Source organism: Streptomyces sp. NPDC093111, assembly GCF_040683955.1.
Classification (GTDB): domain Bacteria; phylum Actinomycetota; class Actinomycetes; order Streptomycetales; family Streptomycetaceae; genus Streptomyces.
The window spans coordinates 83,553-110,064 of sequence record NZ_JBFBNW010000022.1 but is presented as its reverse complement, the minus strand read 5'-3'; the positions used below and the strand labels follow the sequence as shown (position 1 = coordinate 110,064).

The 26,512-nt window shown below is 75.5% G+C and carries 25 protein-coding genes; 19 read left to right on the top strand and 6 right to left on the bottom strand.

The annotated features are described in order from the left end of the window. The first annotated feature begins 101 nt into the window (after positions 1-101). From AB0Q96_RS32035 to AB0Q96_RS31980, 12 genes are all read left to right on the top strand, one after another. Positions 102-1,688 carry a phage tail sheath subtilisin-like domain-containing protein gene (locus AB0Q96_RS32035; RefSeq protein ID WP_365331624.1) on the top strand — a complete coding sequence of 529 codons (1,587 nt, stop codon included), beginning with the start codon at positions 102-104 and terminating at the stop codon, positions 1,686-1,688. 97 nt (positions 1,689-1,785) lie between these two features. Then, entirely contained in the window at positions 1,786-2,229 is a 444-nt protein-coding gene (locus AB0Q96_RS32030) for a phage tail protein (protein ID WP_365331622.1), read from the top strand. Further along, positions 2,229-2,666, top strand: coding sequence for a hypothetical protein (locus AB0Q96_RS32025; protein WP_365331620.1), 438 nt, complete (start codon positions 2,229-2,231; stop codon positions 2,664-2,666). Before AB0Q96_RS32030 ends, AB0Q96_RS32025 begins: the two co-directional genes overlap by 1 nt. Beyond that, positions 2,663-2,815, top strand: a complete 153-nt coding sequence (locus tag AB0Q96_RS32020) for a DUF6760 family protein (protein WP_365331618.1) — start codon at positions 2,663-2,665, stop codon at positions 2,813-2,815. The genes AB0Q96_RS32025 and AB0Q96_RS32020 overlap by 4 nt, the downstream gene beginning before the upstream one ends. A gap of 41 nt (positions 2,816-2,856) precedes the next feature. After that, a complete protein-coding gene (locus AB0Q96_RS32015) occupies positions 2,857-5,850 on the top strand; it encodes a hypothetical protein (RefSeq protein WP_365331616.1) in 2,994 nt (997 codons plus the stop codon). A gap of 59 nt (positions 5,851-5,909) precedes the next feature. Then, positions 5,910-6,347 carry a phage tail protein gene (locus AB0Q96_RS32010; RefSeq protein WP_365331614.1) on the top strand — a complete coding sequence of 146 codons (438 nt, stop codon included), beginning with the start codon at positions 5,910-5,912 and terminating at the stop codon, positions 6,345-6,347. 1 nt (position 6,348) lies between these two features. Then, the gene (locus AB0Q96_RS32005; protein ID WP_365331612.1) at positions 6,349-7,125 is read left to right on the top strand and encodes a LysM peptidoglycan-binding domain-containing protein; all 777 of its coding nucleotides are present in this window, start codon (positions 6,349-6,351) and stop codon (positions 7,123-7,125) included. Further along, entirely contained in the window at positions 7,122-8,960 is a 1,839-nt protein-coding gene (locus tag AB0Q96_RS32000) for a VgrG-related protein (RefSeq protein ID WP_365331610.1), read from the top strand. Before AB0Q96_RS32005 ends, AB0Q96_RS32000 begins: the two co-directional genes overlap by 4 nt. A 29-nt stretch (positions 8,961-8,989) precedes the next feature. Continuing rightward, positions 8,990-9,388, top strand: a complete 399-nt coding sequence (locus AB0Q96_RS31995; RefSeq protein WP_132917962.1) for a GPW/gp25 family protein — start codon at positions 8,990-8,992, stop codon at positions 9,386-9,388. Between the two features lie 10 nt (positions 9,389-9,398). Beyond that, positions 9,399-11,426, top strand: coding sequence for a putative baseplate assembly protein (locus AB0Q96_RS31990; protein WP_365331608.1), 2,028 nt, complete (start codon positions 9,399-9,401; stop codon positions 11,424-11,426). After that, a complete protein-coding gene (locus AB0Q96_RS31985) occupies positions 11,423-12,025 on the top strand; it encodes a phage tail protein (RefSeq protein WP_365331607.1) in 603 nt (200 codons plus the stop codon). Before AB0Q96_RS31990 ends, AB0Q96_RS31985 begins: the two co-directional genes overlap by 4 nt. Beyond that, positions 12,022-13,374: a hypothetical protein gene (locus tag AB0Q96_RS31980; RefSeq protein ID WP_365331606.1), complete on the top strand. Its 1,353-nt coding sequence runs from the start codon at positions 12,022-12,024 to the stop codon at positions 13,372-13,374. Before AB0Q96_RS31985 ends, AB0Q96_RS31980 begins: the two co-directional genes overlap by 4 nt. Here the strand turns inward: AB0Q96_RS31980 and AB0Q96_RS31975 are convergent. Beyond that, a complete protein-coding gene (locus tag AB0Q96_RS31975) occupies positions 13,326-14,297 on the bottom strand; it encodes a MerR family transcriptional regulator (RefSeq protein WP_365331680.1) in 972 nt (323 codons plus the stop codon). The genes AB0Q96_RS31980 and AB0Q96_RS31975 overlap by 49 nt on opposite strands. A 139-nt stretch (positions 14,298-14,436) precedes the next feature. Between AB0Q96_RS31975 and AB0Q96_RS31970 the strand changes: the two genes are divergently transcribed. Continuing rightward, positions 14,437-15,915 carry an alpha/beta hydrolase gene (locus AB0Q96_RS31970; protein WP_365331604.1) on the top strand — a complete coding sequence of 493 codons (1,479 nt, stop codon included), beginning with the start codon at positions 14,437-14,439 and terminating at the stop codon, positions 15,913-15,915. 366 nt (positions 15,916-16,281) lie between these two features. On the opposite strand, the gene AB0Q96_RS31965 is transcribed toward AB0Q96_RS31970, so the two are convergent. Next, entirely contained in the window at positions 16,282-16,632 is a 351-nt protein-coding gene (locus tag AB0Q96_RS31965) for a helix-turn-helix domain-containing protein (RefSeq protein WP_365331602.1), read from the bottom strand. Positions 16,633-16,700: 68 nt separating this feature from the next. Here AB0Q96_RS31965 and AB0Q96_RS31960 point away from each other — a divergent pair, with 68 nt between their 5' ends. After that, on the top strand, positions 16,701-17,615 hold the full coding sequence (locus AB0Q96_RS31960) for an NAD(P)-binding domain-containing protein (protein ID WP_365331600.1): 915 nt from the start codon (positions 16,701-16,703) through the stop codon (positions 17,613-17,615). Between the two features lie 22 nt (positions 17,616-17,637). Here the strand turns inward: AB0Q96_RS31960 and AB0Q96_RS31955 are convergent, their stop codons facing one another. Together AB0Q96_RS31955 and AB0Q96_RS31950 are read right to left on the bottom strand one after the other, a co-directional pair. Continuing rightward, the gene (locus AB0Q96_RS31955) at positions 17,638-18,804 is read right to left on the bottom strand and encodes an alpha-hydroxy-acid oxidizing protein (protein ID WP_365331598.1); all 1,167 of its coding nucleotides are present in this window, start codon (positions 18,802-18,804) and stop codon (positions 17,638-17,640) included. A gap of 106 nt (positions 18,805-18,910) precedes the next feature. Next, a complete protein-coding gene (locus tag AB0Q96_RS31950) occupies positions 18,911-19,495 on the bottom strand; it encodes a Type-2Aa cytolytic delta-endotoxin (RefSeq protein ID WP_365331596.1) in 585 nt (194 codons plus the stop codon). A gap of 96 nt (positions 19,496-19,591) precedes the next feature. Between AB0Q96_RS31950 and AB0Q96_RS31945 the strand changes: the two genes are divergently transcribed. From AB0Q96_RS31945 to AB0Q96_RS31925, 5 genes are all read left to right on the top strand, one after another. After that, entirely contained in the window at positions 19,592-20,686 is a 1,095-nt protein-coding gene (locus AB0Q96_RS31945; protein ID WP_365331594.1) for a sulfite oxidase, read from the top strand. Positions 20,687-20,946: 260 nt separating this feature from the next. Then, a complete protein-coding gene (locus AB0Q96_RS31940) occupies positions 20,947-22,095 on the top strand; it encodes a YncE family protein (protein ID WP_365331592.1) in 1,149 nt (382 codons plus the stop codon). 60 nt (positions 22,096-22,155) lie between these two features. Next, positions 22,156-22,650 (top strand): NUDIX domain-containing protein, encoded by a 495-nt coding sequence (locus AB0Q96_RS31935; RefSeq protein ID WP_365331590.1) that lies wholly within the window; start codon positions 22,156-22,158, stop codon positions 22,648-22,650. A 32-nt stretch (positions 22,651-22,682) separates the two neighbouring features. After that, on the top strand, positions 22,683-23,537 hold the full coding sequence (locus AB0Q96_RS31930; RefSeq protein ID WP_365331588.1) for a DUF6585 family protein: 855 nt from the start codon (positions 22,683-22,685) through the stop codon (positions 23,535-23,537). A 144-nt stretch (positions 23,538-23,681) separates the two neighbouring features. Further along, positions 23,682-24,479 (top strand): VOC family protein, encoded by a 798-nt coding sequence (locus AB0Q96_RS31925; RefSeq protein ID WP_365331586.1) that lies wholly within the window; start codon positions 23,682-23,684, stop codon positions 24,477-24,479. A gap of 72 nt (positions 24,480-24,551) precedes the next feature. On the opposite strand, the gene AB0Q96_RS31920 is transcribed toward AB0Q96_RS31925, so the two are convergent. Together AB0Q96_RS31920 and AB0Q96_RS31915 are read right to left on the bottom strand one after the other, a co-directional pair. After that, complete coding sequence (locus tag AB0Q96_RS31920; protein ID WP_365331585.1) at positions 24,552-26,144, bottom strand: hypothetical protein; 1,593 nt, start codon at positions 26,142-26,144, stop codon at positions 24,552-24,554. Positions 26,145-26,275: 131 nt separating this feature from the next. After that, positions 26,276-26,470 (bottom strand): hypothetical protein, encoded by a 195-nt coding sequence (locus AB0Q96_RS31915; RefSeq protein WP_365331583.1) that lies wholly within the window; start codon positions 26,468-26,470, stop codon positions 26,276-26,278. Between the last annotated feature and the right edge of the window lie 42 nt (positions 26,471-26,512).

The window sequence follows — 26,512 nt, the reverse complement described above, 5'->3', positions numbered from 1 at the left end:
CCGCCCGTTCGTCCACGCGCCGGGGCGCGCGGGCGGGAGAGGGTCGGAAGCGTCACCGCCCCTTTCCCGTCCTCCGTACCCATCGAGGAGCGCTCGCACCCATGCCCACCTACCTCTCCCCCGGTGTCTACGTCGAGGAAGTCGCCAGCGGCTCCCGCCCCATCGAGGGGGTCGGCACCTCCGTCGCCGCGTTCGTCGGACTCGCGCCGACCGGACCGCTGCACGAGCCGACGCTGGTGACCAACTGGTCCCAGTACGTGGCCTCCTTCGGCGACTTCGCGGACGGGTACTACCTGGCGCACTCCGTCTACGGCTTCTTCAACAACGGTGGCACCGCCGCGTACATCGTCCGGGTGGGCGGCGGGGACGCCTCCGGGGCGCTGCCCTCGGCCACCGGTGCGAGCGGTACGGACGCCCCGAGGGAGCTGCTGCCCGGAACCGCCGTCGCGCTCGGCGCCTTCCGCGTCGCCGCGATCGCCGCCGGGTCCGGCGCGGACGGCACGCTCACCGTCGAGGTGCAGGAGGCCGAGGGCGACGACGAGCGTTTCAAGCTGGTCGTGAAGGACGGCGACAAGGCCGTCGAGAGCTTCGAGGTCAGCGCGAAGAAGAGCGCCCGCAACTTCGTCGTCACCCAGGTCCGCCAGCGGTCCAAGACGATCGTGGTGGAGGAGACGGCCGGTGCCGCGCTCGCCCGCCCCGAGGCGCAGTCGGTGACCCTCACCCCGCCCGCCCCGGCCCCGGTGGCCGTGCCCGCGGCCCGCGCCGGCCAGGACAAGGCCCTGGAGTCGGGCCAGTTCATCGGCGACTCGGCGGACCGCACCGGCTTCGGCGGCCTGGAGGCGCTCGACGAGATCGCCATGGTCGCGGTGCCCGACCTGATGGCCGCCTACCAGCAGGGGCTCATCGACCTGGAGCAGGTCAAGGCCGTCCAGCTCGGCCTCATCGCGCACTGCGAGCTGATGGGCGACCGGATGGCGCTGCTCGACCCGCCGCCCGCCATGAACGCCCGCGACATCCGCAAGTGGCGGCAGGAGACGGCCGGTTACGACTCGCGCTACGCGGCCCTGTACTACCCGTGGATCAAGTCCTTCGACCCGGCCACCGGTCAGACCCGCACCGTCCCGCCGTCGGGCCACATGGCCGGCGTGTGGGCCCGCAACGACTCCGAGCGCGGTGTGCACAAGGCGCCCGCCAACGAGATCGTCCGCGGTGCCGTCGACCTGGAGCTCCAGATCACCCGCGGCGAGCAGGACCTGCTCAACCCCGTCGGCGTCAACTGCATCCGTGCCTTCCCGGGCCGCGGCATCCGCGTGTGGGGCGCCCGCACCCTGGCCTCCGACCCGGCGTGGCGCTACCTCAACGTGCGCCGCTACTTCAACTACCTCGAAGAGTCGATCCTCATCGGCACCCAGTGGGTCGTCTTCGAGCCGAACGACCAGGCCCTGTGGGCCCGGATCCGGCGCAACATCTCGGCGTTCCTGGTGAACGAGTGGCGCTCCGGGGCGCTCTTCGGGCAGCGCCCCGAGGACGCGTTCTACGTGAAGTGCGACGAGGAGACCAACCCGCCGGAGTCCGTGGACCTCGGCCGCGTGGTCTGCGAGATCGGCATCGCGCCGGTCAAGCCGGCGGAGTTCGTGGTCTTCCGCCTGGCGCAGTTCCAGGGCGGCGGGGGCGAGCTGGAGGAGTAGGCGCCCCCTCCCCGGCGGGAGGAAACCCCTCCCGCCCCCTCCACCGCGCGCCGAGCGCGCCCTTCCTCAGCGAACCAGAACCAAGGAGTGACCCCGCATGTCCCTGCAGCCCGGTGACGCCCTCACCACCCATAATTTCGGCCTCCAGATCGACGGCGTCATGGTCGAGTACCTCCAGGAGGTCAGCGGCCTGTCGATGGAGCAGGACGTCATCGAGTACCAGCAGGTCTCGGCCGACGGCAAGCCCGTCGTGAAGAAGATGCCCGGTGTGAAGAAGGCCGGCCAGTGCACGGTCGTGCGCGGCATGACGCAGAGCGCCACCTTCAACGAGTGGATCAACCAGTCCATCGCTGGTGACATGGGATCGGCGCGCAAGAACGCCTCGATCATGATGATGGACTTCCAGAACAACCCGGTGAAGCGGTACAACCTGCGCAACGCCTGGTGCAGCAAGGTCGACACGAGCGGGGTCAAGGCCGGCGACGCCGCCGCGCTCACCGAGACCGTCACCATCGTGTTCGAAGAGCTGGTCATCGAGTAATGCGACGCGAATCCCCCGGGGGCGCGTCCGCGCCCTCTTCCGCAGCCGCCGAGGAGCGACGCGAGCCGCTGCGCACGGAGTTCGAGTTCGAGCTGCCGCGCGGGTACGTCGACGAGTCCGGCACCGTGCACCGCCGCGGTGCGATGCGGCTGGCGACCGCCCGGGACGAGCTCGTCCCGCTGCGTGACGTCCGGGTACGGGAGAACCCCGCGTACCTGTCGGTCGTCCTGCTGGGCCGGGTCGTCACCCGGCTCGGCACGCTGCCGTCGGTGCACGACGGGACGGTGGAGAACATGTTCGCCTCCGACCTGGCGTTCCTCCAGGACTTCTACCGGCAGATCAACGCGGAGGGCCACACCCGGGCCGCCGTGGCCTGCCCGCACTGCTCGGAGTCCTTCGAGGTCGAGCTGGCCGGGAGCCGCCTGGGGGAATCGTGACGTACGCGGCCGACCGCATCGAGGAGGAGACCGCGTACCTCGCCTACCACTTCCACTGGTCCCTGGACGACGTCCTAGACCTCGAACACGGGGACCGCAGGCGGTACGTCGAGCGGGCCGCGTCACTGGTGGAGCGGTCGGCACCGTAGGCGGGCGTACGTGAGCAGTGAGGGAGCAGGAGGGGATGGGAATGTTCGGCAGGTGGAAGTCGCGGCGCGGCGGCTCCGGCGGCACGTCGCCGACGCCGTCGCCGGAGGCCGCGGCGGCGCCGCGACCGGGCCGGGGCGACGCGTGGGCGGCGCTCCCGCCGGTCCAGCGCGTCCTCGCCCCGCCGCAGCGGGTCGCCGACCCGTCCTTCTCCGCCGCCCTCGCGACCCACGCGGACCCCTCCTTCCAGCGTGAACTCGGCCACGGCCGCACCCCGTCCGCCCCGGGCGGCCTCCTCCTCGACGCCGTCCGCGTGATCCCGGACCGCCCGGCCGGCACCGAACTCCCGGCCGTACGGCTGCCGGTGACGGCGCCGGAAGGGACCACGACGGCCGGGCGGGGCACGGCTGCCGCCCCGGCTCCGACGGGTGCCGCGCCCGCCCGGCGGGCCACGGACACCGGGGCCACGCCCGTGAACCGGGCGGCCGGAGCGGCGCGTTCGGCGGCTCCTGCCGCACCCGTCCAGCGGGCCTCCGGCGTACCCGGCCCGGCGGCCGGGCCCCCGCGGGTCCAGCGGGCGAAGGACACCACCGGAACCTCGCGGCGCGCGTCCGGCGACCCGGGCGCGACGCCGGTCACGCCCGCCGTGGACACCACCGCCGCCGGTGCGGCGGCCACGCCGGCCCCGGCGGCGCCCGTCCAACGGGCCACGGCCACGGGTTCGGCGGCCACGCCCGCCCCGCGCGCCGGCGGCACGTCTGTCACATCCGGCACATCCAGCACGTCTGTCACGCCCGGCACCCCCGGCGCTTCCGGCCCGGCCGTCCAGCGGGCCACGGCGAAGGCGGCTCCGGCGGATGCCGCCGCGACGCCCGTCAGCCGGGCCCGGGCGACCGGGACGGCGCACTCCACCTCCGGCACACCCGCCGAGGGACCGGCCCCGACTTCCCGCACGTCCCGGGCGACGGAGCCCGTGCGTCCCGTCGTCCCGACGACCGGGACGGCACCCGCACCCACGCGCGCGCAGGACACCTCGGCAGCCGCCGCCCCCGTCCAGCGCGCCTCCAAGACGAGCGCCGACCCTGCGGCGCTCCCCGCCAGGGGCGACTCGGCCGTGGGCCCCTCCCCCGTGCCGAACGCCGCTGCCGTCCGGCGGGCCGAACCGGCGCACCCGGTCCGGCCCGCCGCGGACGCCCGCGTGACGCCCGTCGCCCGCCCCGTACGCGACGCGTTCCTCACGACGGCGCGCGCCACGGCCGGCACGGCACCGCAGCGACGCCTGGCCCCGGTCGCCGCGCCCGGCACGCCGCAGCCGACGCCGCCGGTGCAGCGGGCCGAGAGCGCCGCTTCCGCCGCGTCCGCCGCTTCCGCCGCTTCCGCCGCTTCCGCCGCCCAGGACACCGTCACCGTCGCCCGCAGCGCGGCCCCGGCCGCCGCACCCGCGCGGCCCCTCGACGTCCCGGTTCCGGCTCCCCTCGACGGGCCCGTGACCCCGGCCGCCGACGCCGGCGCGCGGTCCGGCCCCCCGGTGCGCCGCTCCCGCCGCGCTCCGGGCGCCGACTGGAGCACGGCGACGCCGACGGCCCCGGTCCGCAAGGGAGTCGGGGCGCCCGTCCAGCGAGCCGTGGCGGAGCCGCCCTCGGCTCCGTCCGGGCCCCGGCCCCGGCGTTCCCCGATCGGCCCGCCGATCACCCCCGCGCAGCCGGCACCGGCCGCGGCCGCCCCGGCCCCGGCTCCGTCGACGCCTCCCTCGCAGGCCTCCCACACCGCGACCCCGATCCACTCCGCCGCTCCGGCGCGAGTCACGCCCCCGGCGCCGGCCCCCGCGACGAGCCCGGCGCGGAACACGCCCGCAGCGGCCCCGGCTCCGTCCACCGCTCCGGCCCGGGTCACGCCCCCGGCCTCCGCCGCTCCGTCCGGCACCCCCGCGCGGCCGACCCCCGGAGCAGCGTCCGGTCCGTCGAGCGCCCCGGCGCAGAGCACGCCCGCAGCCCCCTCGGCGCGGTCCGGCGCACCCGTGCAGCGGGCCGCCAAGGCCGCCCCGGTGCCGGTCACGCCCACGGCGCCGTCCAGCACTCCCGTACAGCGGGCCCCCAAGGGCGCGCCGGCCCCGTCCGTCACCCCGGGTCCGGTCACGCCTCCGGCGGCGCCCTCCATGACTCCCGTACGGCCGACGCCCGCAGCCACCCCGCGTGCGTCCGGCACTCCGGGACAGGTCACCGCGGCCCCTGCTCCGGCCACCGCTCCGGCACGCGTCACACCCACGGCACCCCCGGCTCCGTCCGCGACTTCCGCGGCGTCCGCGCGGTCGGCGACGCCCGAGGCGGCCGCGCTCCCCGCGCTCCCCTCGGTCACGCCCACGGCGCCCCCGGCGCCGCAGCCGCCCGCCGGGCAACCCGCCCTCCAGCGCAGCCCCGCCCCCGCCCCGGCACCGGCCGCACCCCGCCCCGCCGCCCCCGTCCAGCGCATCGCGCTCCCCCTCGCCCGGACGACGGGACCCGCTCCGCTGCCCCTGGCGACGGCGCGCCCCCTCGCTCCTCAGCACGCGACGCCGAACGCCCCGGCGCCCGCCGGACCCGTCGCACCCCCCGCGCCCGTCACCCCCACCGCCCCCGGTGGTCCGGTCGCCGTGCAGCGCAGCACCCCCGCGCCCCCCGTCGTACCCCTGTCCGCGCCCCGTCCCGCGCGGCCCGTGCGCACGCCGGTCGCGGTGCAGCAGGCGCCGGCCGTCGTGGCGCCGCCCGCGCCGAGCCGACCGGTGCAGCCGAGTGCCACCGCGCCGGCACCCGCACCGGCGCCGGTCATCCCCACCCCTCTCCCGCCCCGTCCGCCCGTGCAGCGCTCGACCGGTTCCGCGCCCGCGCCGGCGGCTCCGGCTCCGGCTCCGGAGCAGGCGGCGGGGGCCGCGGCCTCCGCTTCGCCCGCGCAGTTGGACGAGTTGGCGCGGCGGCTGGTCACGCCGCTGTCCCGGCTGTTGCGCGCCGAGCTGCGGGCGGACCGGGAGCGGGTGGGCCGGTTGCGTGATCACGGGCGCTGAGAGAGCGCCGCCCCCGTCCGTCCGTCGCCACCCTCCCCACCGAGTCCGAGAGAACTCCTATGCCCCAGCCCCTGGACCCCGCCTCCACCATCTTCTTCAGACTGACGATCGACGGTCAGGACCTCGGCCTGTTCAACGGCTGTGACGGTCTCGCCTCCGAGGTGCAGGTGGAGCAGCGCCAAGAAGGCGGGAACAACGGCTTCGTCTGGCAGCTGCCCACCCGTGTCACCTTCTCGACCATCCGTCTCACCCGCCCGCTGACCCCGGACACCGCGCGGGTCGCCGCGTGGATCTCCTCGCTGGCCACCGGCATCACCCGGCCGACGGCGCAGATCGCGGCGCTGCGGGCCGACAAGTCGGTGGTGGCGCAGTGGGGTCTGGTGGAGGTGCTGCCGGTCCGGTGGACCGGGCCGAGCCTGGATCCGGGGAACCCGTCCGTGGCGACGGAGACCCTGGAGATCGCGCACCACGGGTTCACCGACGCGGGAGGGGCCTGAGATGGCGGCGCCCTCGGGCGGCAAGGCGGCGCGCGGTCTGTCGCGGGCCTCGTTGTCGATCCATCAGCCGCCGACGGACCTGGGCGGCTCGATGGGCGGCTCCATCGGCGAGGTGAAGTTCCAGTTCAACCCCGACCAGCTACGTCTGAGCCGTTCGGCGGACTGGCACACGGAGCCCGCGGTGGCCTACACCCGGGGCGCGCCGCCGAAGTTCACCGGCAGCCGGCCCGCGGCGCTGGAGCTTGAGGTGTTCCTGGACGCGTCGGGGACGCCGAGTTCGACGGCGGTGCAGAGCCAGGTGGAGCTGCTGCTGTCCTGCTGCGAGGTGACGGCGCAGAGCGTCGACTCGAAGGCGCCGAGCCCGCCGTGGGTGCGGTTCTCGTGGGGTTCGTTCTCGACGGTGCAGTTCGTCGCGTACGTGACGAACGTGTCGGCGACGTACACGCTGTTCAGCCCGAGCGGGGTGCCGATCCGGGCGACGTGCTCGCTGTCGCTGACCGAGGTCGCGTCGGAGACGAAGAAGCAGAACCCGACGTCCGGCGCGCTGTCCGCGCGCCGGGTGCACCGCACGGTCGCCGGTGACTCGCTCGCCTCGCTGGCGTGGCGGGAGTACGGCGACGCGACCCGCTGGCGGGTGATCGCCGAGGCGAACGGCATCGACGACCCGATGCGGCTGAGCCCCGGCACGGAGCTGCTGCTGCCGTCCGCCTCCGAGCTTCCGGCGGCGGTCCGGCCGTCCGTACCGACCTTCCGATCGCCGACCGAGGGCGCCGCATGAGCGAGAAGACCTTCACCACCGTCCTGCACGTGCAGCTGGACGGGGTGACACTCCCCGACCCGCTCGCGGTCCGGCTCACGGAGGGCTGGGTGGACGCGAGCGTCAACGTGCCGTCGGCGTTCCAGCTGACCTTCAGCGACAAGGACGGCACGCTGACGGAGAAGTTCCCCTTCCTGAAGGTGGGGGCGATGGCGGTGCTGTCGCCGTTCACCGACGGGCGGCTCGGCGCGCCGATGCTGACGGGCGAGGTGACGGCCCTGGAGACGGACGCGGCGCCGACGCTGGGCCGGTACCTGATCGTGCGCGGCTACGACCCGGGGCACCGGCTGCTGCGCAACCGCCGGGTCGAGGGCTATCCGAACATGACCGCCTCCGACATCGTGCGGAAGGTGGCGGCGCTGAACCGGGTGCCGCTCGGGCAGGTCGACGCGACGCCGACGGTGTACGAGCTGGCGACCCAGCCGAACATCACCGACTGGGACTTCCTGTCGCGGCTGGCGCAGGCGAACGACGTGCGCCTGGCGGTGGACCCGGCGGGCCGGCTGACCTTCGCGGCCCTGCCGCCCGCCGCGTCCGCCCCGGCCGACACGACGCCGGCCGCGCAGAGCCCGTACGTCCTGGACTTCGGGCACAACACGCTGCACAGCCGGGTGTCGGTGACGGCGGCCGGCCAGGTCGGCCGGGTGGACGTACGGGGCTGGGATCCGCGGACGAAGCAGGCGCTGTCGTCGCCGACGCCGGCGGCGAGCAGCACGGAGATCGTCTCGGACATCACGCCCGCGCAGCTCTCCGCGCCGTTCGGGACGGCCGAACTCACCCTGGCGGACCGCCCGTTCACCACCCAGTCGGAGGTGCGGCAGGCGGCGCGTTCGCTCGCCGACGACGTCACCGGCTCGTTCGCGGAGGTGGAGGTGGCCGTGACTGGCAACCCGGAGCTGAAGCCGGGGCAGCCGGTGGCGGTGAAGGGTGCCGGGTTCCCGTTCGAGGGGCGGTACACGGCGACCGGGGTGCGGCACGTCTTCGCGTCGGGGCGGCAGTTCACGTCCTGGCTGACGGTGTCGGGACGCCAGTTCCGTTCGCTGTACGGGACGGCCGCCGGCGGCGGCGAGCCGGCGCCGCCGATGCCGGGGGTGGCGGTCGCGCTGGTCACCAACACCAAGGATCCGCTGTCGCTGGGCCGGGTCAGGCTGCGTTTCCCGTGGCTGTCGGCGACGTACGAGAGCGACTGGTGCCGGGTGGCGCAGCTGGGCGGGCGCGGGGGCGGCGGGCTGATGCTGCCGGACGTCGACGACGAGGTGCTGTGCGCCTTCGACCGGGGCTCGCTTGAGCACCCGTACGTCCTGGCCGGGCTGTACAACGGCGTCGACAAGCACACTCCGGCGACCGACCGGGTGCCGCCGGTCGACCCGACCAGCGGCCGGGTGCAGTGGCGGGCGCTGACCTCGCGCACCGGGCACACCGTGGAGCTGCGGGAGGAGGGCGGCGGCCGGACCCGCGCCTCGCACGGCATCCGGCTGCGCACCGCGCAGGGGAAGCTGAGCATCGAGCTGAACGAGGCCCGTACGACGCTGACCGTGGACAGCGACGGCACGGTGACGATCAGCGGCGCGCGCGGGGTGACGGTGGAGTCGGGGGCGGACCTCACGCTCTCCGCGCTGGGGAAGATCAGCCTCAACGCCGGAACCGGGGTCGACATCAAGTCGACCATGGGGGTCGACATCAAGGCGGGGACGCGGTTCAAGGCCTCGGCCACGCAGGCCGTCCTCAACGCGCCCAACATCGTCACCTTCACCGTCCCGATGCCGAACCCGGTCATCGCGGCCTCCCCGCTCTGACGGGCCCGTGAGCGGAGAGAGGACCTTCCATGAGTGAGCATTTCGTCGGTGCGGGCTGGGCGTTCCCGCTGCGCACCGGGCCGAGCGGGTCGATCGCGCTCGTGCGGCGCGACCGCGAGATCGAGGAGTCGATGCGGCTGGTGCTCGCGACGGCGCCGGGCGAGCGGCCGATGCGGCCCGAATTCGGCTGTGCGGTGCACGAGTTGGTCTTCGCGCCGGTGAACGACGCGACGACGGGGCGGATCCGGTACGAGGTGCTGACCTCGCTGGAGCGCTGGGAGCCGCGCATCGAGGTGGAGGAGGTCACGGTGACCCCGGCCCCGGGGGATCCGGCCACCCTGCACATCGACGTCCGCTACCGGGTGCGCGGCACCAACAACCCGCGCAACCTCGTCTTCCCCTTCTACGTCATCCCCTCCGAGGACTGAAAGAGCCGCCATGGCCCTGCCCGCACCCCATCTCGACGACCGCCGCTTCCAGCAGTTCGTCGACGACGCCAAGCGCTACATCCAGCAGGCGTGTCCCGAATGGACGGACCACAACGTCTCGGACCCCGGCGTCACGCTCGTCGAGGCCGTCGCGCACATGGCCGACCAGCTGGTCTACCGCCTCAACCGGGTCCCGGAGAAGAACCACCTGGCCTTCCTCGACCTCCTCGGCATCACCCTCTTCCCGCCGGCCGCGGCCCACGCGGACGTCACGTTCCGGCTGTCGGCGCCGCAGATCGAGCCGGTGCTGCTGCCGGCCGGCACGGAGGTGTCGACCGGGCGTACGGAGACGGAGGAGGCGGTCGTCTTCGCCACCACCGACGATCTGACGGTGGTCCCCTGCGAGCTGGCGCGGTTCCTGCGCCAGCCGGCCGGCGAGACCCCGGAGGACCGGACGCAGGACGTCCTCGGCGGCTCCGACGTGCCCGCGTTCGCGCCGCTGCCGGCCGTGGGCGACCTGCTGCTCTTCGGCCTGTCGGCGGCCGTCCCCGGCTGTGTCCTGGTGCTCGGCCTGGACAGCCGGGTGGACGGCGTGGGCGTGGACCCGCGGATGCCCCCGCTGGTGTGGGAGGCGTGGACGGCGACGGACGGCTGGGTCGGCTGCGAGGTCGACGAGGACACCACGGGCGGTCTCAACCGGCCCGGCGAGGTGGTGCTGCACATACCGGCGGGGCACGCGCTGTCCCGGCTGGGCCGGCACGAGGCGGGCTGGGTGCGCTGCCGGGTCGTCCAGGCGGCCGAGGGCCAGCCCGCGTACAGCGAGTCGCCGACGGTCCGCGCCGCGAGCGCCTTCACCATCGGCGGTACGGTGCGGGCGGCGCACGCGGAGACGGTGCGGGACGAGTCGCCGGGCGTGTCGGAGGGCGTTCCGGGGCAGCGGTTCCGGCTGACCCACGCGCCGGTCGTGAACCGGCCGCCGATGCTGCTCCAGATCGCCGAGCACACGGACGAGCCCGGCGCCGCGAGCCCCGGGGACGGGGCCGGTGGCGCCCCCGCGCTGGAGGGCGACACGGCGACGGGCTGGCAGGAGTGGACCCTGGTCCCCGACTTCGCGTCCTCCCGCCCCCGCGACCGGCACTTCACCCTCGACGCGACGACCGGCGAGATCGCCTTCGGTCCGAGCGTGCGCCAGCCCGACGGCACGCTGCGGCAGTTCGGGGCGGTGCCGCCGAAGGGCGCGGCGATCCGCGTGGCCCGGTACGGCACCGGCGGCGGCCGGGCCGGGAACGTCGCGCGGTCCTCGATCAGCGTGCTGCGCAGCTCCATCCCGTACATCGCCCGGGTCGAGAACCGTGAGGCGGCGCGCGGCGGGGTGGACGGGGAGACCGTCGAGGAGGCCAGGCTGCGCGCGCCGATCGCGCTGCGCGCCCAGGAGCGGGCGGTCACCGCCCGCGACTACGAGGAGCTGGCCCGCCGGGCCGCTCCCGAGGCCGCGCGGATCGCCTGTCTGGCGGCGGACGCGGCGGAGTCCGGGGACAACGCGGTGCGGGTCCTGGTGGTGCCGCAGGCGGTGGCCGACCGGGGCGGCCGGCTGCGCTTCGAACAGCTCGTGCCCGGCGAGGAGTTGCTGGGCCGGGTGACGGACTTCCTCGACGAGCGGCGCCCGCTCGGCACCCGCCTCGCGGTCGGGCCGCCGTTCTACCAGGGGGCGACGGTGGTGGCCACGCTGCACGCGTTCCGGGCGGTGAAGGCGGAGAAGGTGCGCTCCGACGCGCTGGACGCGCTCTACGCGTACCTCGATCCGCTGACCGGCGGGGTGCACGGCGAGGGCTGGCCGTTCGGGCGTCCGCTGCGCGCCGGGGAGATCTTCGCGGCCCTCCAGCGGGTGCCGGGCGTGGAGCTCGTCGACGAGGTGCTGCTCCACCCGGCCGACCCGCTGACCGGCCGCCGGGGCGAGGCGACGGACCGGATCGAACTGGCCCCGTCGGCGCTGCTGTTCCCGTTCGACCACCACGTCCGCGTGATCGAGGCCCGGTGAACGGGTCGCGGCACGGCGCGCCGGGCGGCTCCGCGCGCGGTACGGTGCCGGGTCTGGCGACGCCGTACCCGCTGGGCGACGCGCTGCCCGCCGTGTACGCGGAGGACGACTTCGGGCGCCGGTTCGTGTCGGGCCTGGACGTGGTCCTCGCGCCCCTCTTCAACGTGCTGGACTCGCTGGAGGCGTACTTCTCGCCCGCGCTGGCCCCGGCCGACTTCGTCGACTACCTGGCGACCTGGGTCGGCGCCGAACTCGACGGCTCCGAGCCGCTGGAGACGCGCCGCCGTGCCGTCGCGGCGGCCGTCGCGCTGCACCGGGTGCGCGGCACCCGGCGCGGTCTGGTGGCGGCGGTGCGGCTCGCCTTCGGCACCGCGCCCGAGGTCGTCGAGAGCGGCGGGGCGCACTTCTCGGTGCGTCCGCTCGGCCCGTTCCCCGGCACGCCCGTGCCCGGACTCCACGTCACCCTCCGGGTCGCCGACCCGGGCGCCGTGGACCCGTACCGGCTGCGCGCGGTCGTGGCCGCCGCGCGCCCGGCCCATCTTCCGTTCACCACCACGGTGACCGCCGCTTCCGCCCCCGAAGGAGTCTCCACCCCATGAGCGACACCGCCCAGCCCCGTCCCTGCCCGGACTGTGCCCGTCCGGTCCGGGCGGCGGACCAGTCCTTCTGCGACGCGTGCGGCGCGTTCCTGCGCTGGGACACGCCGTCGGCGCGCCCGGCGGCCGGGGACGGCGCCGAGGACGGCGCCCGGGACGGCGGCTCGACGACCCCCGCCGGGACCTCCGGGACGGCCGGGTCCGGTGGTACCGGCGGGGCGACCGGTCCGGCCGGTGCGGGCGCGGGCGCCCCGGCGTCCGAGGCCGTCACCGAGTCGCTGCCCGCGGTACGGGAGGGCGAGAGCGGCGGCGGTGACGGCGGGGCGCCGACGGCCGCCACCGGAGACGGGCCCGCGACCGGGAGCGATGCCCCGGCGGCGCCCGCCGCAGGGGCCCCGGCCCGGGCCACCGCCGCCCCGGTCGAGACGCCGGCCCCGGCCGAGGCCCCCGCGGCACCGGCCGCCGCTCCCGCCCCCGCGGCCTCGGCTCCCGTTCCCGCCCCCGTGCGCCCCTCCGGCCCGTCCGACACCGTCGCCCGCGCCCTCCTGGTCCCCGTCCCGGAGAGCGACCCGGCCGCCCCGGCCGCCGTGCTGCCGGGCCGCCCGGACGCGCCCCGGCCGACGGTCCGGGCCGCCGAGGCGCCCGTGGTGGCGCACGGCGGGACGCCGTGCCCCGCCTGCGGGACCGGCAACACCCCCGGCCGGCACTTCTGCCGGGTCTGCGCGACGCCGCTGGTCGCGCGACCGCTGACGGCGGCCGAAGGCCCGTACGCGGGTCAGCGGCCCCGGCTCGCCCGGGACCGGGGGCGCTGGATCGTGCGGGCCCTGGCGACGACCGCCGTGGTGGCCGTGGTCGTGGGCGGCGTCTTCGGCGGGCCGCCGGCCGCCCGCGCCGTGCAGGACCACTTCGCCGACCGGACCCCGGTCCACCCGGCGGCCTGGCGCGCCTCGCACTCCGCCCCGAAGCAGGGGGCCGCGATGGCGGGCGACGGCTACTCCAACACCTGGTGGGGCACCGGGTACGCGGGCGACTCGGCGGGCCAGTACCTGGAGGCGCTGTTCGGCGAGCCGACCGATCTGCTGGCGGTCCTGATCACGCCCGGCAGCGGGAAGAACACCACCCGGGCCGACGGGCAGGCGACGCCGCGCACCTTCGACCTGGTGGTCACGGACTCGGCGGGCGAGACGCACGTATCGCAGCACCGGATCAATGACGGCGGCACCCAGAAGATCGAGCTGCGGGTGCGGGACGCCGTGTCCGTGCGGCTCGTGGTGCGCACGGCGTGGCGGGCGGACCCGACGCGTCAGGTGGCCGTCGCCGAGCTGGAGTTCTTCGGGCGCTCCTTCTCCTGACCGGTCGGGAACGGACGTGTCCCGGGGCCGGTCTTGAGGGCCACGCAGAGCCAGTGGTGGGTCGCGCCGGCCGTCGGTTCGGCGCGGCCCGCGGCGGGCGTGGCCGCCTCGGCCGCCAGCTCCCAGTAGCGGGCGATCAGCGGGTCGGCGCCCTGGATCATCAGCCCGCCGAGACGGCGCCGGAAGGCGCGGGTGTCGGGCACGCCGAGGGCGGCGGCGTAGGCGGCGACGAAGCAGTCGAGCGCCTCGCCCGCGACGGGCGGGCGGCCCGCCCGCAGGTGCGCCGCCGCGAGGGCGTACGCCTCGCCGAGGCCCTCGTACAGGACGGCGGGCCGGTGGTCGAGGCCGTCGAGGTGGACGACCGGGGCGGGCGCCCGGGCGACGAGTTCGTGCAGGCGGGCGAAGGCCAGGACCTGGGCGGGGGTCGGGTCCTCGGGCGGGTCGGGCACGGCGACGCCGACGATCGTGGCGGCGAGCCGGGGCGGCAGCCGTACCGGCAGCGTGCGGCGCCAGAAGCGGGCCAGGGCCGTCGTGTCGGGCGGCACGGGCACGGTCCCGAGGAGCCGCAGCCGCTCGACGCGTTCCTCGGCGGTGCAGTCCTGGAGGAGCCTGAGGGACGCCTCCTGCCAGCGCAGGGCGGCGAGCCGGCCGCCGACCTCCCGCAGTCGCCGGGCGACGACGTCCGCCAGGTCGTCGTCGCGGTCGAGCACCCGCCCGACGTCCGGGACGGGCAGGTCGAGCGTGCGCAGGGAGCGGATCAGCCGGATCCGGTCCAGTGCCTCGGGCCCGTACCGCCGGTGACCGCCGCCGCTGCGCCCGGCCTCGGGCAGCAGCCCGCGGTCGGAGTAGAAGCGGACGGTCTTGACGGTCACGCCCGCGCGCTCGGCGAGTTCGCCGATGCTCCACAGCTCCTCCGGTGACACCCGCACGCCCTCCCCCGCCGCGAGGCACCAGGCTAACCCGCGGGGCGCGTCGGCCGGCCGGGCCCTCGCGCGCTTGAACCTCCCCCAGGGGGAGTTCCTACCGTTCGCCCTGCCAGGAGGAACGTGAGGAGACGAAGAGATGACCGCATTCGTATTGGTGTCGGGGCCGTTCACCGGGGGCTGGGTGTGGGGCGAGGTCGCGGACCGGCTGCGGGAGGCGGGGGCCGAGGCGGTTCCGGTGGGGCTGACGGGGATGGTGGACGGGCCGCCCGGCGGGCCGGGCACGGACCTGGACACGCACGTCGCGGACGTGCTGCGGGCGGTCGACGCCTGCGGCGCGTCCGAGGTGGTGCTCGTCGGGCACGACTACGGCATCCACCCCGTGCTGGGCGCCGCCGACCGGCGGCCGGGGCGGGTGGCGCGGGTGGTGTACCTGGACGCGGGGATGCCGGGGGACGGCGACGCGGCGCTCGCGCTCGCCCCCGAGGGGACCGTCGAGCGGGACGGGTTCGTGGCGCCGCCGTCGGGCGGGGAGTGGGGGCGCTGGGGCAGCCTGGAGGGGATCCCGGCGGAGGCGCTGGACCGGCTGGACCGGCTCGCCGCGCCGCAGCCCGCGCGGACGCTGACCCAGCCGCTGCGGCTGACCGGCAGCCCCTTCGACCGGCCGACGACCGGGGTGCTGTGCACCGCGAACGGCTCCGGGATCGCGATGGTCGAGCTGCTGGTGGCGACGGGCCCGCCGGCGTTCCGGGTGCTCGCCGGTCCGCGGGTCGGCTTCCTCGAACTGGGCACCGGGCACTGGCCGATGCTCTCCGCGCCCGGCGAACTGGCCGGGGCGCTGCTGCGGGCCGCGGCGGACGAGGGGCACCGAGTGAAGGCGCCGGAGCGGGAGCGTCCGGCACACACGGGATCCTTCCTCCTGGACGTCGAGGAGCGGCCCCGGGTGCGCGAGGGGCGGGTCGATCTGCATCTGCCGGAGGCCGAAGGGCCGCGCCCGGCGGTGCTGTTCGTGCACGGCGGGCCGGTGCCGCCCGACGCGCGACCGACGCCCCGGGACTCGGCGACCCTGCTCGGCTACGCCCGGTACGTGGCGGGCCTGGGCGTGGTGGGGGCGACGCTGGACCACCGTCTGCACGACCTGGCGGACTATCCGCGCGCGGCGGAGGACCTGGCCGAGGCGGTGGAGCTGGTCCGTGCCGATCCGCGGGTGGACGGGGACCGGATCGCGCTGTGGTTCCTGTCGGCGGGCGGCCTGCTCTCGGCCGACTGGCTCGCGGCTCCGGCGCCCTGGCTCCGTACGGTGGCCCTGAGCTATCCGGTCCTCGCGCCGCCGCCCAGCTGGCGCGCGGTGCCCCCGCGCTTCCGGCCCGCCGCGGCGGTGGCCGCGGGCGGCCCGCCGGTCGTGCTGGTCCGGGCGGAGCTGGAGCACGAGGTGTTCGCGGCGACGGTGGAGGAGTTCCTGACCGCCGCCGGGAAGGCGGGCGCGGAGGTGGACGTCGTCGACGCCCCGCTCGCCCGCCACGGCTTCGAGACCCTCGACCACACCGAGGACACCCGCGCCGCCGTGGCCCGCGCGACGCGCGCGGTGCTCGGACACCTGCTGGCGCCGGTGGACTGAGCACCCGGGGGCCCACCGGCCGCCGGACGGCGGCGGCCGGTGGGGTGGTGACGGCAGGCGTCGGCCGGTCAGGTGACGGACACGACCGGCTGCCGCCTCCGGGCAGCGGTGCGCCACGGCGATCCCCTCAGGCGGGAGGACGCGGACGACGGACGGCCGAAAGGCCCCGGTCCGCGGCCCCGAGGAGACGGACGCCGCGGCGCGCCGCGGTCGTTCCCGGGCGTGGGCGTCCATGGGACTCCCCGACACCCACTTTTTTGTGGGTACTTGTCGCCGCCCGCGCCCCCGGGAGAACCTGGCGGAGGCCGGGAGACACCCGGGGCACCCCGCCCCGGACCACGGCCGGAACAGGAGGACGACGAGGGATCAGGACACGGCACGCTCCTCGGTGAGCCGGTCCAGCCTGCGGTGGCCCCAGTCGGAGAGCGGAGCCAGCGCCGTGGCGAGCTCCTGGCCGAATCCGGTGAGCGAGTAGACGGTCTTCGGCGGCACCACGTCGTGCACCTCGCGGTGGACGAGGCCGTCCGTCTCCATCTCCCGCAACGCCTGCGTCAGCACCTTCTCGCTGATCGCCGGTACCTTCCGGCGCAGTTCGCCGGGCCGGTGCGGGCCGGACTCCAGCAGCCACAGCAGCAGCGTCTTCCACTTGCCGTCGATCACGGCGATCGCGGCGGTCACTCCGCACACGTCGGTGTCCAGGGCGCGGCTGCGCGTCATCTGCGTCGTCCTCCGGTGTCTCGCGTCGTCTCCTTGCCTTCTTACCTCACCTCCAAGGGAGTTCCGTCATGCCTTCTTCCCCCACCGCCCCCGCCTCCCCGGCTTCCCCCGGGTCCTCGGCCGTCACGGTGATCGGGCTCGGCCCCATGGGCCGTGCCCTGGCCGGCGCCTTCACGGCCGCCGGGGTGCGCACCACCGTGTGGAACCGCACGCCCGGCCGGGACGCCGAGCTGCTCGCCCGGGGCGCGCTCGGCGCGGCGACCGCGGAGGAGGCGGTCGCGGCGAGCCCGCTGACCGTCGTCTGCGTGGTCGACTACGACGCCTCGGACGCCGTACTGCGGCGCGGTCCGGTGACCGCCGCGCTCAAGGGGCGCACCCTGCTCAACCTGACCGCCGACACCCCCGGGCGGGCCCGGGACACCGGCCGGTGGGCCGGGGAGCACGGCATCCGCTACCTCGACGGCGCCATCATGACGCCGACCCCGACCATCGGCACGCCGCAGGCGGTGTTCCTGTTCAGCGGCCCGGAGGAGCTGCACCACGAGCACCGGCCGGTGCTCGACGCCCTGGGCGGCACCCACACCCACCTCGGCGAGGACGTCGGGCGGGCCGCCGCCTACGACATCGCGCTGCTCGACATCTTCTGGACCGCGATGGCCGGCTACACCCACGCGCTGGCGCTGGCGACCGCGGAGGGCGTCTCCCCGCGCGAACTCGCCCCGTTCGCCGAGGGGATCGGGGCGATCCTGCCGCCGCTGTTCCGGGAGTGGGCCGACGACGTGGAGAGCGGCTCGTACTCGGGCGAGGGCAACCCGCTGACCTCGGCGGTGTCGTCGATGGCGCACATCGTGCACAGCTCGGAGGACCACGGCATCGAGGCGGGCGTGATGCGCGCCGCCGAGGGGCTGGCCCGCCGGACCGTCGCCCTCGGGCACGGCGCGGACGGGTTCTCCCGGCTCGCCGAGGTCCTCGGACGACGCTGAACGGCCCCGCCCCCGCGCCCCCTCACACCCGGCGCAGCGCGCCCTCGGCCCGCAGGTCGGCGAGGGCCGGGTAGCCGTCGACGGCCATGACGAGGTCGGCCTCGGCGAGCAGCGACCGCAGGACGTGGACGATGCCGTCGGTACCGCCGAGGGCGAGGCCGTAGGCGTACGGGCGGCCGACGGCGACGGCGGTGGCGCCGAGGGCCAGGGCCTTGACCGCGTCGGCGCCGGTGCGGACGCCCGAGTCGAAGAGCACGGGCAGTCCGTCGGCCGCCGCCACCACGTCCGGCAGGGCATGGAGGGCGGGCAGTCCGCCGTTGGCCTGCCGTCCGCCGTGGTTGGAGCAGTAGACGCCGTCCACGCCGCCGTCCCTGGCCCGGCGGACGTCCTCGGAGTGGCAGAGGCCCTTGAGGACGAGGGGAAGCGAGGTGAGGGAGCGCAGCCAGGGCAGGTCGTCCCAGGTGAGCGGGTTGCCGAAGAGGCCGGTCCACTCCAGGACGGCGGCCTGCGGGTCCTCCTCCGGCGGCTTGGCGAGGCGGGCGCGGAAGACCGGGTCGGAGGTGTAGTTGGCGAGCGCGTGGCCGCGCAGCTGGGGGAAGTTGCCGGTGGCGAGGTCGCGGGGGCGCCAGCCGGTGACCCAGGTGTCGAGGGTGACCACGATGGCCTTGAACCCGGCGGCCTCGGCGCGGTGCACCAGGCTCTCGGCGAGGGCGCGGTCGGTCGGGGTGTAGAGCTGGAAGAGGCCCGGGGTGTCGCCGAGTTCGGCGGCGACCGACTCCATCGGGTCGACGCTCAGGGTGGAGGCGATCATCGGGACGCCGGTGCGGGCCGCGGCGCGGGCGGTGGCCAGGTCGCCGTGTCCGTCCTGGGCGCACAGGCCGATGACGCCGACGGGGGCCATGAGCAGCGGGGTGGGCAGCCGCAGTCCGAACAGGTCCACGGTGAGGTCGCGTTGCGCGGCGCCGATCATCATCCGGGGCACCAGACCCCAGTCGCGGAAGGCCTCGACGTTGGCCCGCTGGGTGTGTTCGTCGCCGGCGCCCCCGGAGACGTACGACCAGACGGACGGCGGGAGCGCGGCGCGGGCCCGGTCCTCCAGCTCGGCGAAGGTCATGGGGAGCGTGGGCGGGGTGCCGAAGAGCCCGGCCAGGTAGATCTCGTTCTGGTAGTCGCCGAACCGCTGGGTCATCGCGCGTCTCGTCCTTCCGCCGGTCTCCGCTGTGCGGCGACGCTACCGCCCGGTACCCGCGGAAGGCCATGGCCCGGGACGGCGGGCCGTGACGTGGTGCGGAGGGTCAGGCGGCGAGGGCGGGGGCGAGCTCCTGGCGCAGCACGATCGCGTTCAGGCGGATCGCGAAGGGGACGGCGTCGGTCATCTCCAGGGCGCCGACGGCCTCCTTGCCGAGGCCGATGGTGACGTCGATGCAGAACGCGATGGCGTACATGTGCTCGCCCGTCTCCTCGTCCTGGAGGGCGAAGAACAGGTCCCGGTAGTAGCGGGTGCGGTCGGCGCCCTCCTCGTAGTAGGCGAGGCCCGGCAGGCCCTCCTGGGCGGCGAGGCCCGTGAAGGCGTCGACGAGTTCGCGCTCGACGGTGTCCCAGAAGGACGCCTGCGCCGACTCGGGCGGCAGGGCCTGCCGGACGGCCTCCTTGAGGGAGAGGACCATGACCAGGACCGGGGCGTGCTCCTGGAGTCCCCAGCCGCGCACCATCCGCACGATGCTGCTGTCGGGGATCGCGGCGGCGGCGTCGCGGATGTGGTCGAAGTCGTAGTTGACGGTGGCGGGGGCGATGGCCTCCTGGAAGGCGTGGCCGAGGGCCCGCGCCTGGGCGAGGTGGCCGGGGCCCACCTCGATGACCGTCTTGAAACTGGCGCCCAAGAGTCCTCCTTGAACAATCTGTTGATCGAGGAGGGTCAGTATGACCCAGCGTCCGGCGGACGGCCCAGGAGGGTCCGGGCGTAGCCTGGAGGGACCATGTGCCCCTCCGTGATCCCCCGCGGGCCGGGAGCCACCGCGTGGGCGCCGGAGACGGTGACCACCGACCCGTACAACGCCGAGACGCCGTCGGCCGCGCTGACCGAACCGGTCACCCCCGCCGGCGCCCTCTTCGTCCGCGACCACTTCGGCGTGCCGCGCCTCGCGCCCGCCGGGTGGCGGCTGCGGATCGACGGGGCGGTGCGGGCGCCCCTCGCCCTCGGGTACGCGGAGCTGCTCGCCCTCCCGCACACGGAACTCGACGTGGTCCTGGAGTGCGCGGGCAACGGGCGCACCCTGATGACGCCCCGGCCGCCGGGACTGCCCTGGGGCCGGCGGGCGGTCGGCTGCGCGCGGTTCGCGGGCGTCCCGTTCCGGCTGCTCGCCGAACGCGCGGGCATCGACCCGGCGGCCGTCGAGTGCGTCTTCACCGGTGCCGACGCGGGAACCGTGCGCGGGCACCGCACGCCCTTCGCCCGCAGCCTGCCGCTCGCCGTCGCCCGCCACCCCGGCACCCTCCTCGCCACCCGCCTGGACGGCGCGCCGCTCACCCCCGAGCACGGCGCGCCGGTGCGGCTGGTGGTCCCCGGGCGGTACGCGGTGGCGGACGTGAAGTGGCTGGTGGGCGTGCGGGCGGTCACGGAGCCCTTCGCCGGGGTGTTCCAGACCGAGGAGTACGTGTACGTCGACGCGGACGACGGCGCCACGGGCCCGGTCGCCGGGCTGCGGGTCAGCTCGCTGATCACCGCGCCCGAGCCGGACGAGGACCTGCGGCGGGGCCGGGAGACCCTGGTGCGGGGCCGGGCCTGGTCCGGCGACGGGGTGCCGGTGCGGCGGGTCGAGGTGCGGACCGTGCACGAGGACGCCCCGGAGGACCCGTCGGCGGGATGGCGGGACGCCGAACTGACCCGGCCCTCCGGCCCGTACGCGTGGACGGCCTGGTCCCGCCCCTGGACGCCGGACGCCCCCGGCCGCTACCGGGTGCTCGCGCGGGCCACCGACGCGGACGGGGCGGTCCAGCCGGAGCGGGCACCGTGGAACGCCCGCGGCTACGGCTGCAATCCGGTGTCCGCGGTCGACGTGGTCGTCGTCTGACGGAGCCACCGCGCCCGAACCGGACCGGTCGGGGCAGGACAGGGCAGGGCAGGGCAGGGGGCGGTGACCGGCGGCGGGGGTGCGGGGGCGGGGCCTTCGGCCCGACCGGGGTGCGGGCCCTTCGGCCGTCGAAGGGTCAGCCGATCGGTTGACCCGGCGGGCCGCGGGGTGGCCGGAGCATGGGACACGGGCGGTTCCCGCCGCCCCACGCCTACCGGACCCGCCCGGACCCGCCCCGCCCCGCCCCAGGAGTCCCGCCGATGAACCGTCACCGCGCCCTCGCCGGACTGGCCGCCGCCGTCGCCCTGCTCGCCGGGTGCGCCCAGGGCGGTACGGAGGCCGCCGGAGCCTCCGCGCCGGCGTCCCCCGCCACCCCCTCCCCCGCCTCGCCGACCCCCGCCCCGGCGGCCCCGTCGCCGTCCCCGGACACGCCCACCCCGGCGGGCACGCTGCTCCTCGCCGACTTCGGCGCGGACACGGTCACCTTCGTCGACCCCGCGCGCGGGCCGCTCTCCTCGGTGCGGGTCGGCACCGCGCCGTACGGGCTCGCGGTCGGCGCCGACGGCCGGGCCTGGGTGGCCACCGCCGAGGGCGTGGCCGTCGTGGACACCGTCACGCGCACGCGCCTCGCGCTCGTCCCGTACCGGACGGCGACGGGTCCCGTCACCACCGGCGAGTACCGGGGCGGCGGCATGGGCATCGCCCTGTCGCCCGACGGCGGCCGGGCGTACGTGGGCGTCAACGTGCCGGGCGGGAACGGCACCCTGGAGGTGATCGACACGAAGGCCCTGAAGGTCACGGACACCGTGCCGGTCGGGCGGCGGCCCTTCGACGTGGACGTGGCGCGCGACGGCTCGGAGGTGTACGCGACGGACCACGACTCCTTCGACGTCACCGTGGTCCGCGCCGACACCCTGCGCCCGCGCCGGATCGAGGTGGCCCCGTACGGGACGGAGGGCGGGCTCGGCTCCTGGCTGAAGCCGCACTACGCGGCGGTCCGCCCGTCCGACGGGAAGCTGCTGCTGCCCTTCGAGGGCGAGCGGCTCGTCGTCCTCGACCCGCGCACCGGCCGCTCCGAGATCGAGCCGATGACCGCGAACACGCACCAGCACGGCGTCACGGTCACCCCCGACGGCACCCTCCTGACCGTCGGCACCGGCCCCATCGACCCCGCCACCGACCGGGGCCCGTCCCTCACCGTCCGCTCGCCCGACGGCACCGAGCGCGTCCACCCCCTGGACGGTCCGCACGAGGACGTCGCCGTCTCCGGGGACGGGCGCACCGCCTACGTCACGGGCGGCTTCACCCGCGACGGCTCCTGGGACGGCCTGACCGTCGTCGACCTCACCGACGGCTCCACCCACCGGCTGGCGGCCGGCTCGCGCCCCCTGGGCATCGCCGTGCTCTGAGCGTTGTCGGTGCCATGGTGTTGGCTGGGCGGGACGACGCGCCCCGCCCGAGGAGAGTCCATGACCGACGCCGCCCGCAACACCCAGCCGCCCCCCGCCCAGGCATCCCTCGGCACGGGCGTGGTGGTCACCGACGCCGCCGGCCGGGTCCTGCTCGGCCTGCACCGCTCCGGTGTCTGGGAGCTCCCGGGCGGCAAGGTCGACCCCGGCGAGTCGATCGAGCGGGCGGCGGTGCGCGAACTGGCCGAGGAGACCACGCTCGTGGCCGACGAGGCCGACGCCCGGGTCATCGGGCTCGTCCTGGACACCCGGACCTCTGCCGAGCTGACCCGGATGACCGCCGCGACCGTCGTCCACGCCCACACCGGCACCCCGGCCGTCGCCGAACCCGACAAGATCGAGCGCTGGGAGTGGACCGACCCCGGCCGGCTGCCCACCGCGCTCTTCCTCCCCTCGGCCCAGGTGCTGAAGCTGTGGCGCCCCGAACTCCCCATCGACGACACCCCGTTCCACCGATACGCCGTCGAGCGTCTGGCCCCCCGGGGACGCCCCTGACATCATGCCGATGAGGGGGAGGGGGGTGCGCGGTGACGACCTGCGACCGGGTGACGGTGCCACCGCCGGGCGAGGAGGCCACGCGGACCGCGCGCGAGGCCGGGCTCGGGATGTACCTACGGGGATTCCGGGCGCACCACGCCGAGAGCGAACGGCGCGGCGGCGGGCCGCCCGCCGCGCTGCTGCTCCTCACGGTGGCGAGCCTGTGGCTCCCGGTCCTCGCCACCCGGCTGGTCGGGACCTGGGCGGGGATCGCGCTGCTCGCGCTGCCGTTCGGGCTGCTCGGGCGGCAGGTGTGGCGGTACGGCAGGGTGCCGGGCGCGTCCTTACGGCCCGACGAGTACGTGTACCTGTACGAGCGGGGGCTGCTCTGCCCCGGCGCGGACGGCGGCGCGCGGGCGGTGCCCTGGGCGTCGGTGACCGCGATGCACCAGGACGTCACCCGCACCTACGTCCACGGCGGCTACGCGGGGACCCGCTACGCGTACCGCCTGTCGGCCGGCGGACGGCGGACCGTGTCGGTGGGCGGGTTCATCAACGAGGAGACCGTGCCGAAGCCCACCGACTCGCAGATCCGCGAGCTGGCCCAGATCGTCCTGGACGAGACGGTCCGGCGCGCCCTGCCGACGGCGGTGTCCACCCTGGAGGAGGGCGGCAGCGTCGCCTTCGGCGAGGTGGCGCTGGACGGGCGGGGCATCACGCTGCCCTCGGGGACCTCCCCGTGGGAGCGGGTGCGGCGCTGCGAGCTGCGCGGCGACGGCCTGGTGGTGGTGCGGACCGCCGGCGGCGGCCGGTGGGCCCGGGAGTCGAAGGAGATCCCCGACTTCCCGGTCTTCTGGGCGCTGCTCAAGGAGCTGTCGCCGACCACCCGTGAGCACCGACGGTGACGAGCCGGAACGGCTGACGGCGCGGCGCGGGACACGGGAGGGGACGCGGGACGGAGCACGGTCACCGTGCGTCACCAGGCGGGCGGGGGCGGACCTGGTTAGCGTGGCCGTAGACACGTCATCGATTCGGAAGAGAGTCCCGTCATGGCTTCACGCACGGAAGGCACGCCGGTCTGGACCGACGCGATGTTCACGGACGTCGAGGGGGCGAAGGCGTTCTACGCCGACGTCCTCGGCTGGACCTTCGGCGAGTCCGCCTCGGAGTTCGGGAACTACACCCAGGCGTACAAGAACGGCAAGGCGGTCGCGGCGGTCGTCCCGCCGATGCCCGGACAGGACGGCGAGCCGCAGTCGGCCTGGTGTCTGTACTTCGCCTCGCCCGACGCCGAGACCACCGCGGAGAAGATCAAGGCCGCCGGTGGCACGCTGCTGATGGAGCCGATGAAGGTGGGCGACTTCGGCACCATGTGCCTGGCGCAGGACCCGACGGGCGTGGTGTTCGGCGTCTGGCAGGCCGGTGCCCACGAGGGCTTCGAGCTGGAGGGCGAGACCGGCAGCTACGTGTGGGCGGAGGTCTTCACCCGCGAGCCGGGCAAGTCCGACGACTTCTTCACCGCGGTCTTCGACTTCGGCTCGAAGAAGATCAAGGACGAGCACATGGACTACCGGGTCTTCGACCTGGGTGCCGGTCCCGTCCTGGGCCGGATGGTGATGAGCCCCGACGACTTCCCGGCCGAGGTCCCCGCGTACATCCAGATCTACTTCGCGGTCGACAACTGCGACAAGGCCGTGGAGGCGGCCGAGCGGGCCGGCGGGCGGAAGGTGTTCGGGCCGATGGACAGCCCCTTCGGGCGGTTCGCGGCGGTCCTGGACCCGCAGGGTGCCGCGTTCGCGGTGATCGACGTCAAGACCACGGTCGGCGAGATGCCCGAGATGGTCTGACCCCGGACGCACCGCGGGCGTGCCCGGGACCCCTGGGGTCCCGGGCACGCCCGCGCCGGTGCCGGCCGGCCGTCAGGCGCCGTCGCGGACGGCGACGATGCCGTTGAAGACGCCGACGTACGCGGCGCCGTCGGGGCCGATGGTGATCGGCGCCCAGTTGTTGTCGTAGGCGGGACCGGTGCCGGTCAGCCGGGACCAGGCCCGCTTCCCGGTGCGGAAGTCGACGGCCGTCAGGTACCAGGCGTCGATGCCGAGGGCGTGGGGCCGCTTCTCGTAGAAGTAGAGCAGGCCGTTGGCGGTGGACAGCTTGGGCACCGTGGAGGGCGAGCGGACGTCGCTCTCCCACACGGTGTCGCAGCCGCTGCCGTCGGCGCGGACGTCGACGCGGGTGGCGCCGCCGACGACGCTCCGGCCGAAGGTGAGCGAGGTGATGTTCTCGTAGCCGTAGTTGTTCTCGACGACGAGGCTGTTTCCCCAGCTGATCAGCGAGTTGTCGGTGGTGGAGGCGCCGGAGCCGAAGACCGGGACCTTGCAGACGAGCCGGTCGGCCGCGGGCACGTCGGTGCCGCGCCGGTAGACCAGGATGTTCATCCGGTCGTCGGCGTTGTCGGTGATGGCGACGTACCGCGCGCCGTTCTGGCCGAAGAGGTCGGGGGTGGTGCCCGAGCCCTGGTTCACGGAGCCCGGCTTGGTGCCGGTGCCCCGGTCGTAGGTCTGCCGCCACTGGACACGCGGGGTGCCGTCGGGATCGGCGCGGAAGCTGTAGAGGGCGTGGTCGGAGACGATGGAGACGCCGTCCTCGGCGACGGAGAAGGAGTTCTGGATCTCCTCGCCGTCGAGCCGGATCGCGCGCAGGGCGCCGGTGGCGGGGTCGACGGTGCCGACGCGGCCGAGCCGGGTCACCCACCAGATCCGCCCGTCCCAGTCGGGCATCACCGAGGTGACCGGGTCGCAGACGCCGCTGGGGAAGAGGTTGGTCCAGCTGACGCAGTCGTGCGGGACGAGCGAGGTCAGGTCCCAGTCGTCCTCGACGACGAACTCCCACGCTCCGTCGCTTTTCTGACGGTGCGCCAGGCGCAGGACGTGCTGGCGCGAGTCGGCGAGGACGACCCTGTCGCGGTCGTCGAGGTAGAAGTAGGCACCGCCGGAGGTGTCCTTGAAGATCTTCTCGAAGTCGAGGCGGGTGATGGCCTCGACGGTGGAGGAGCGCTGCGGCAGCTTGTACTCGGCGAGGGTGTCCAGGGTGCGCGGGTCGAGCAGCTTGAGCAGGAAGCCGTTGAAGGTGCCGCAGACGGTGACGAGCCGGCCGCCGGCGTCGAAGGTGACGGTGGCGCACTCGCCGCCGAGGGCGGCGATCTTCTCGCTGTCGACCTCCGGGTCGCGCCCGAGCGGTCCGGAGAACGGGTGGGTGCCGCTGCCGGCGGCGTCGGCGTGCATGCCGCTGCGCCCGTTGGGGGCGAGGTACGGGTGCTGGGGCGGGGCCTCGGCGGGGACGGGCCGGGCGGTGGCGGGCGCCCCCTCGTAGTGCTCGACGAGCCGGTGCCCGGGGGCGAGCGGTATCTCGTCGGCGAGGGCGACGGGCGTGGCCAGGGCGAGCGCGGTCGCGCTCACGGCGGCGATCAGCGCGAACGCGCGGGCTCGCCGACCGGGGGGTCGGGTGGTCAATGCGGCTCCTCGGGTGCGTGCGTACAAGGTCGCGCCGCGGCGACGCTAGGCCCGAGGACTTGAGATGTACATGGAAATGCGCGCCGTTTCACGCGCACTTCACGATCGCGAAACGAACCGGCGGACGCCGGTCAGGGCCTCAGGCTGGACACCACGTCGGCGGTGGCGGCGACCCCGTTCTGGATGCTGGGCGCCATGCTCGTGCCGGCCAGGAAGAAGCCGAGCAGCGCGCAGACCAGCGCATGGGAGAACTTCAGGCCGCCGCTGCGCAGGAAGATCATGGCGAGCACCAGCAGGAGCAGCAGTACGGATACGGAAACGGCCATCGCGCAACCCTCCTCGCGCCGCACCGGATTGCGGCGTTCGGC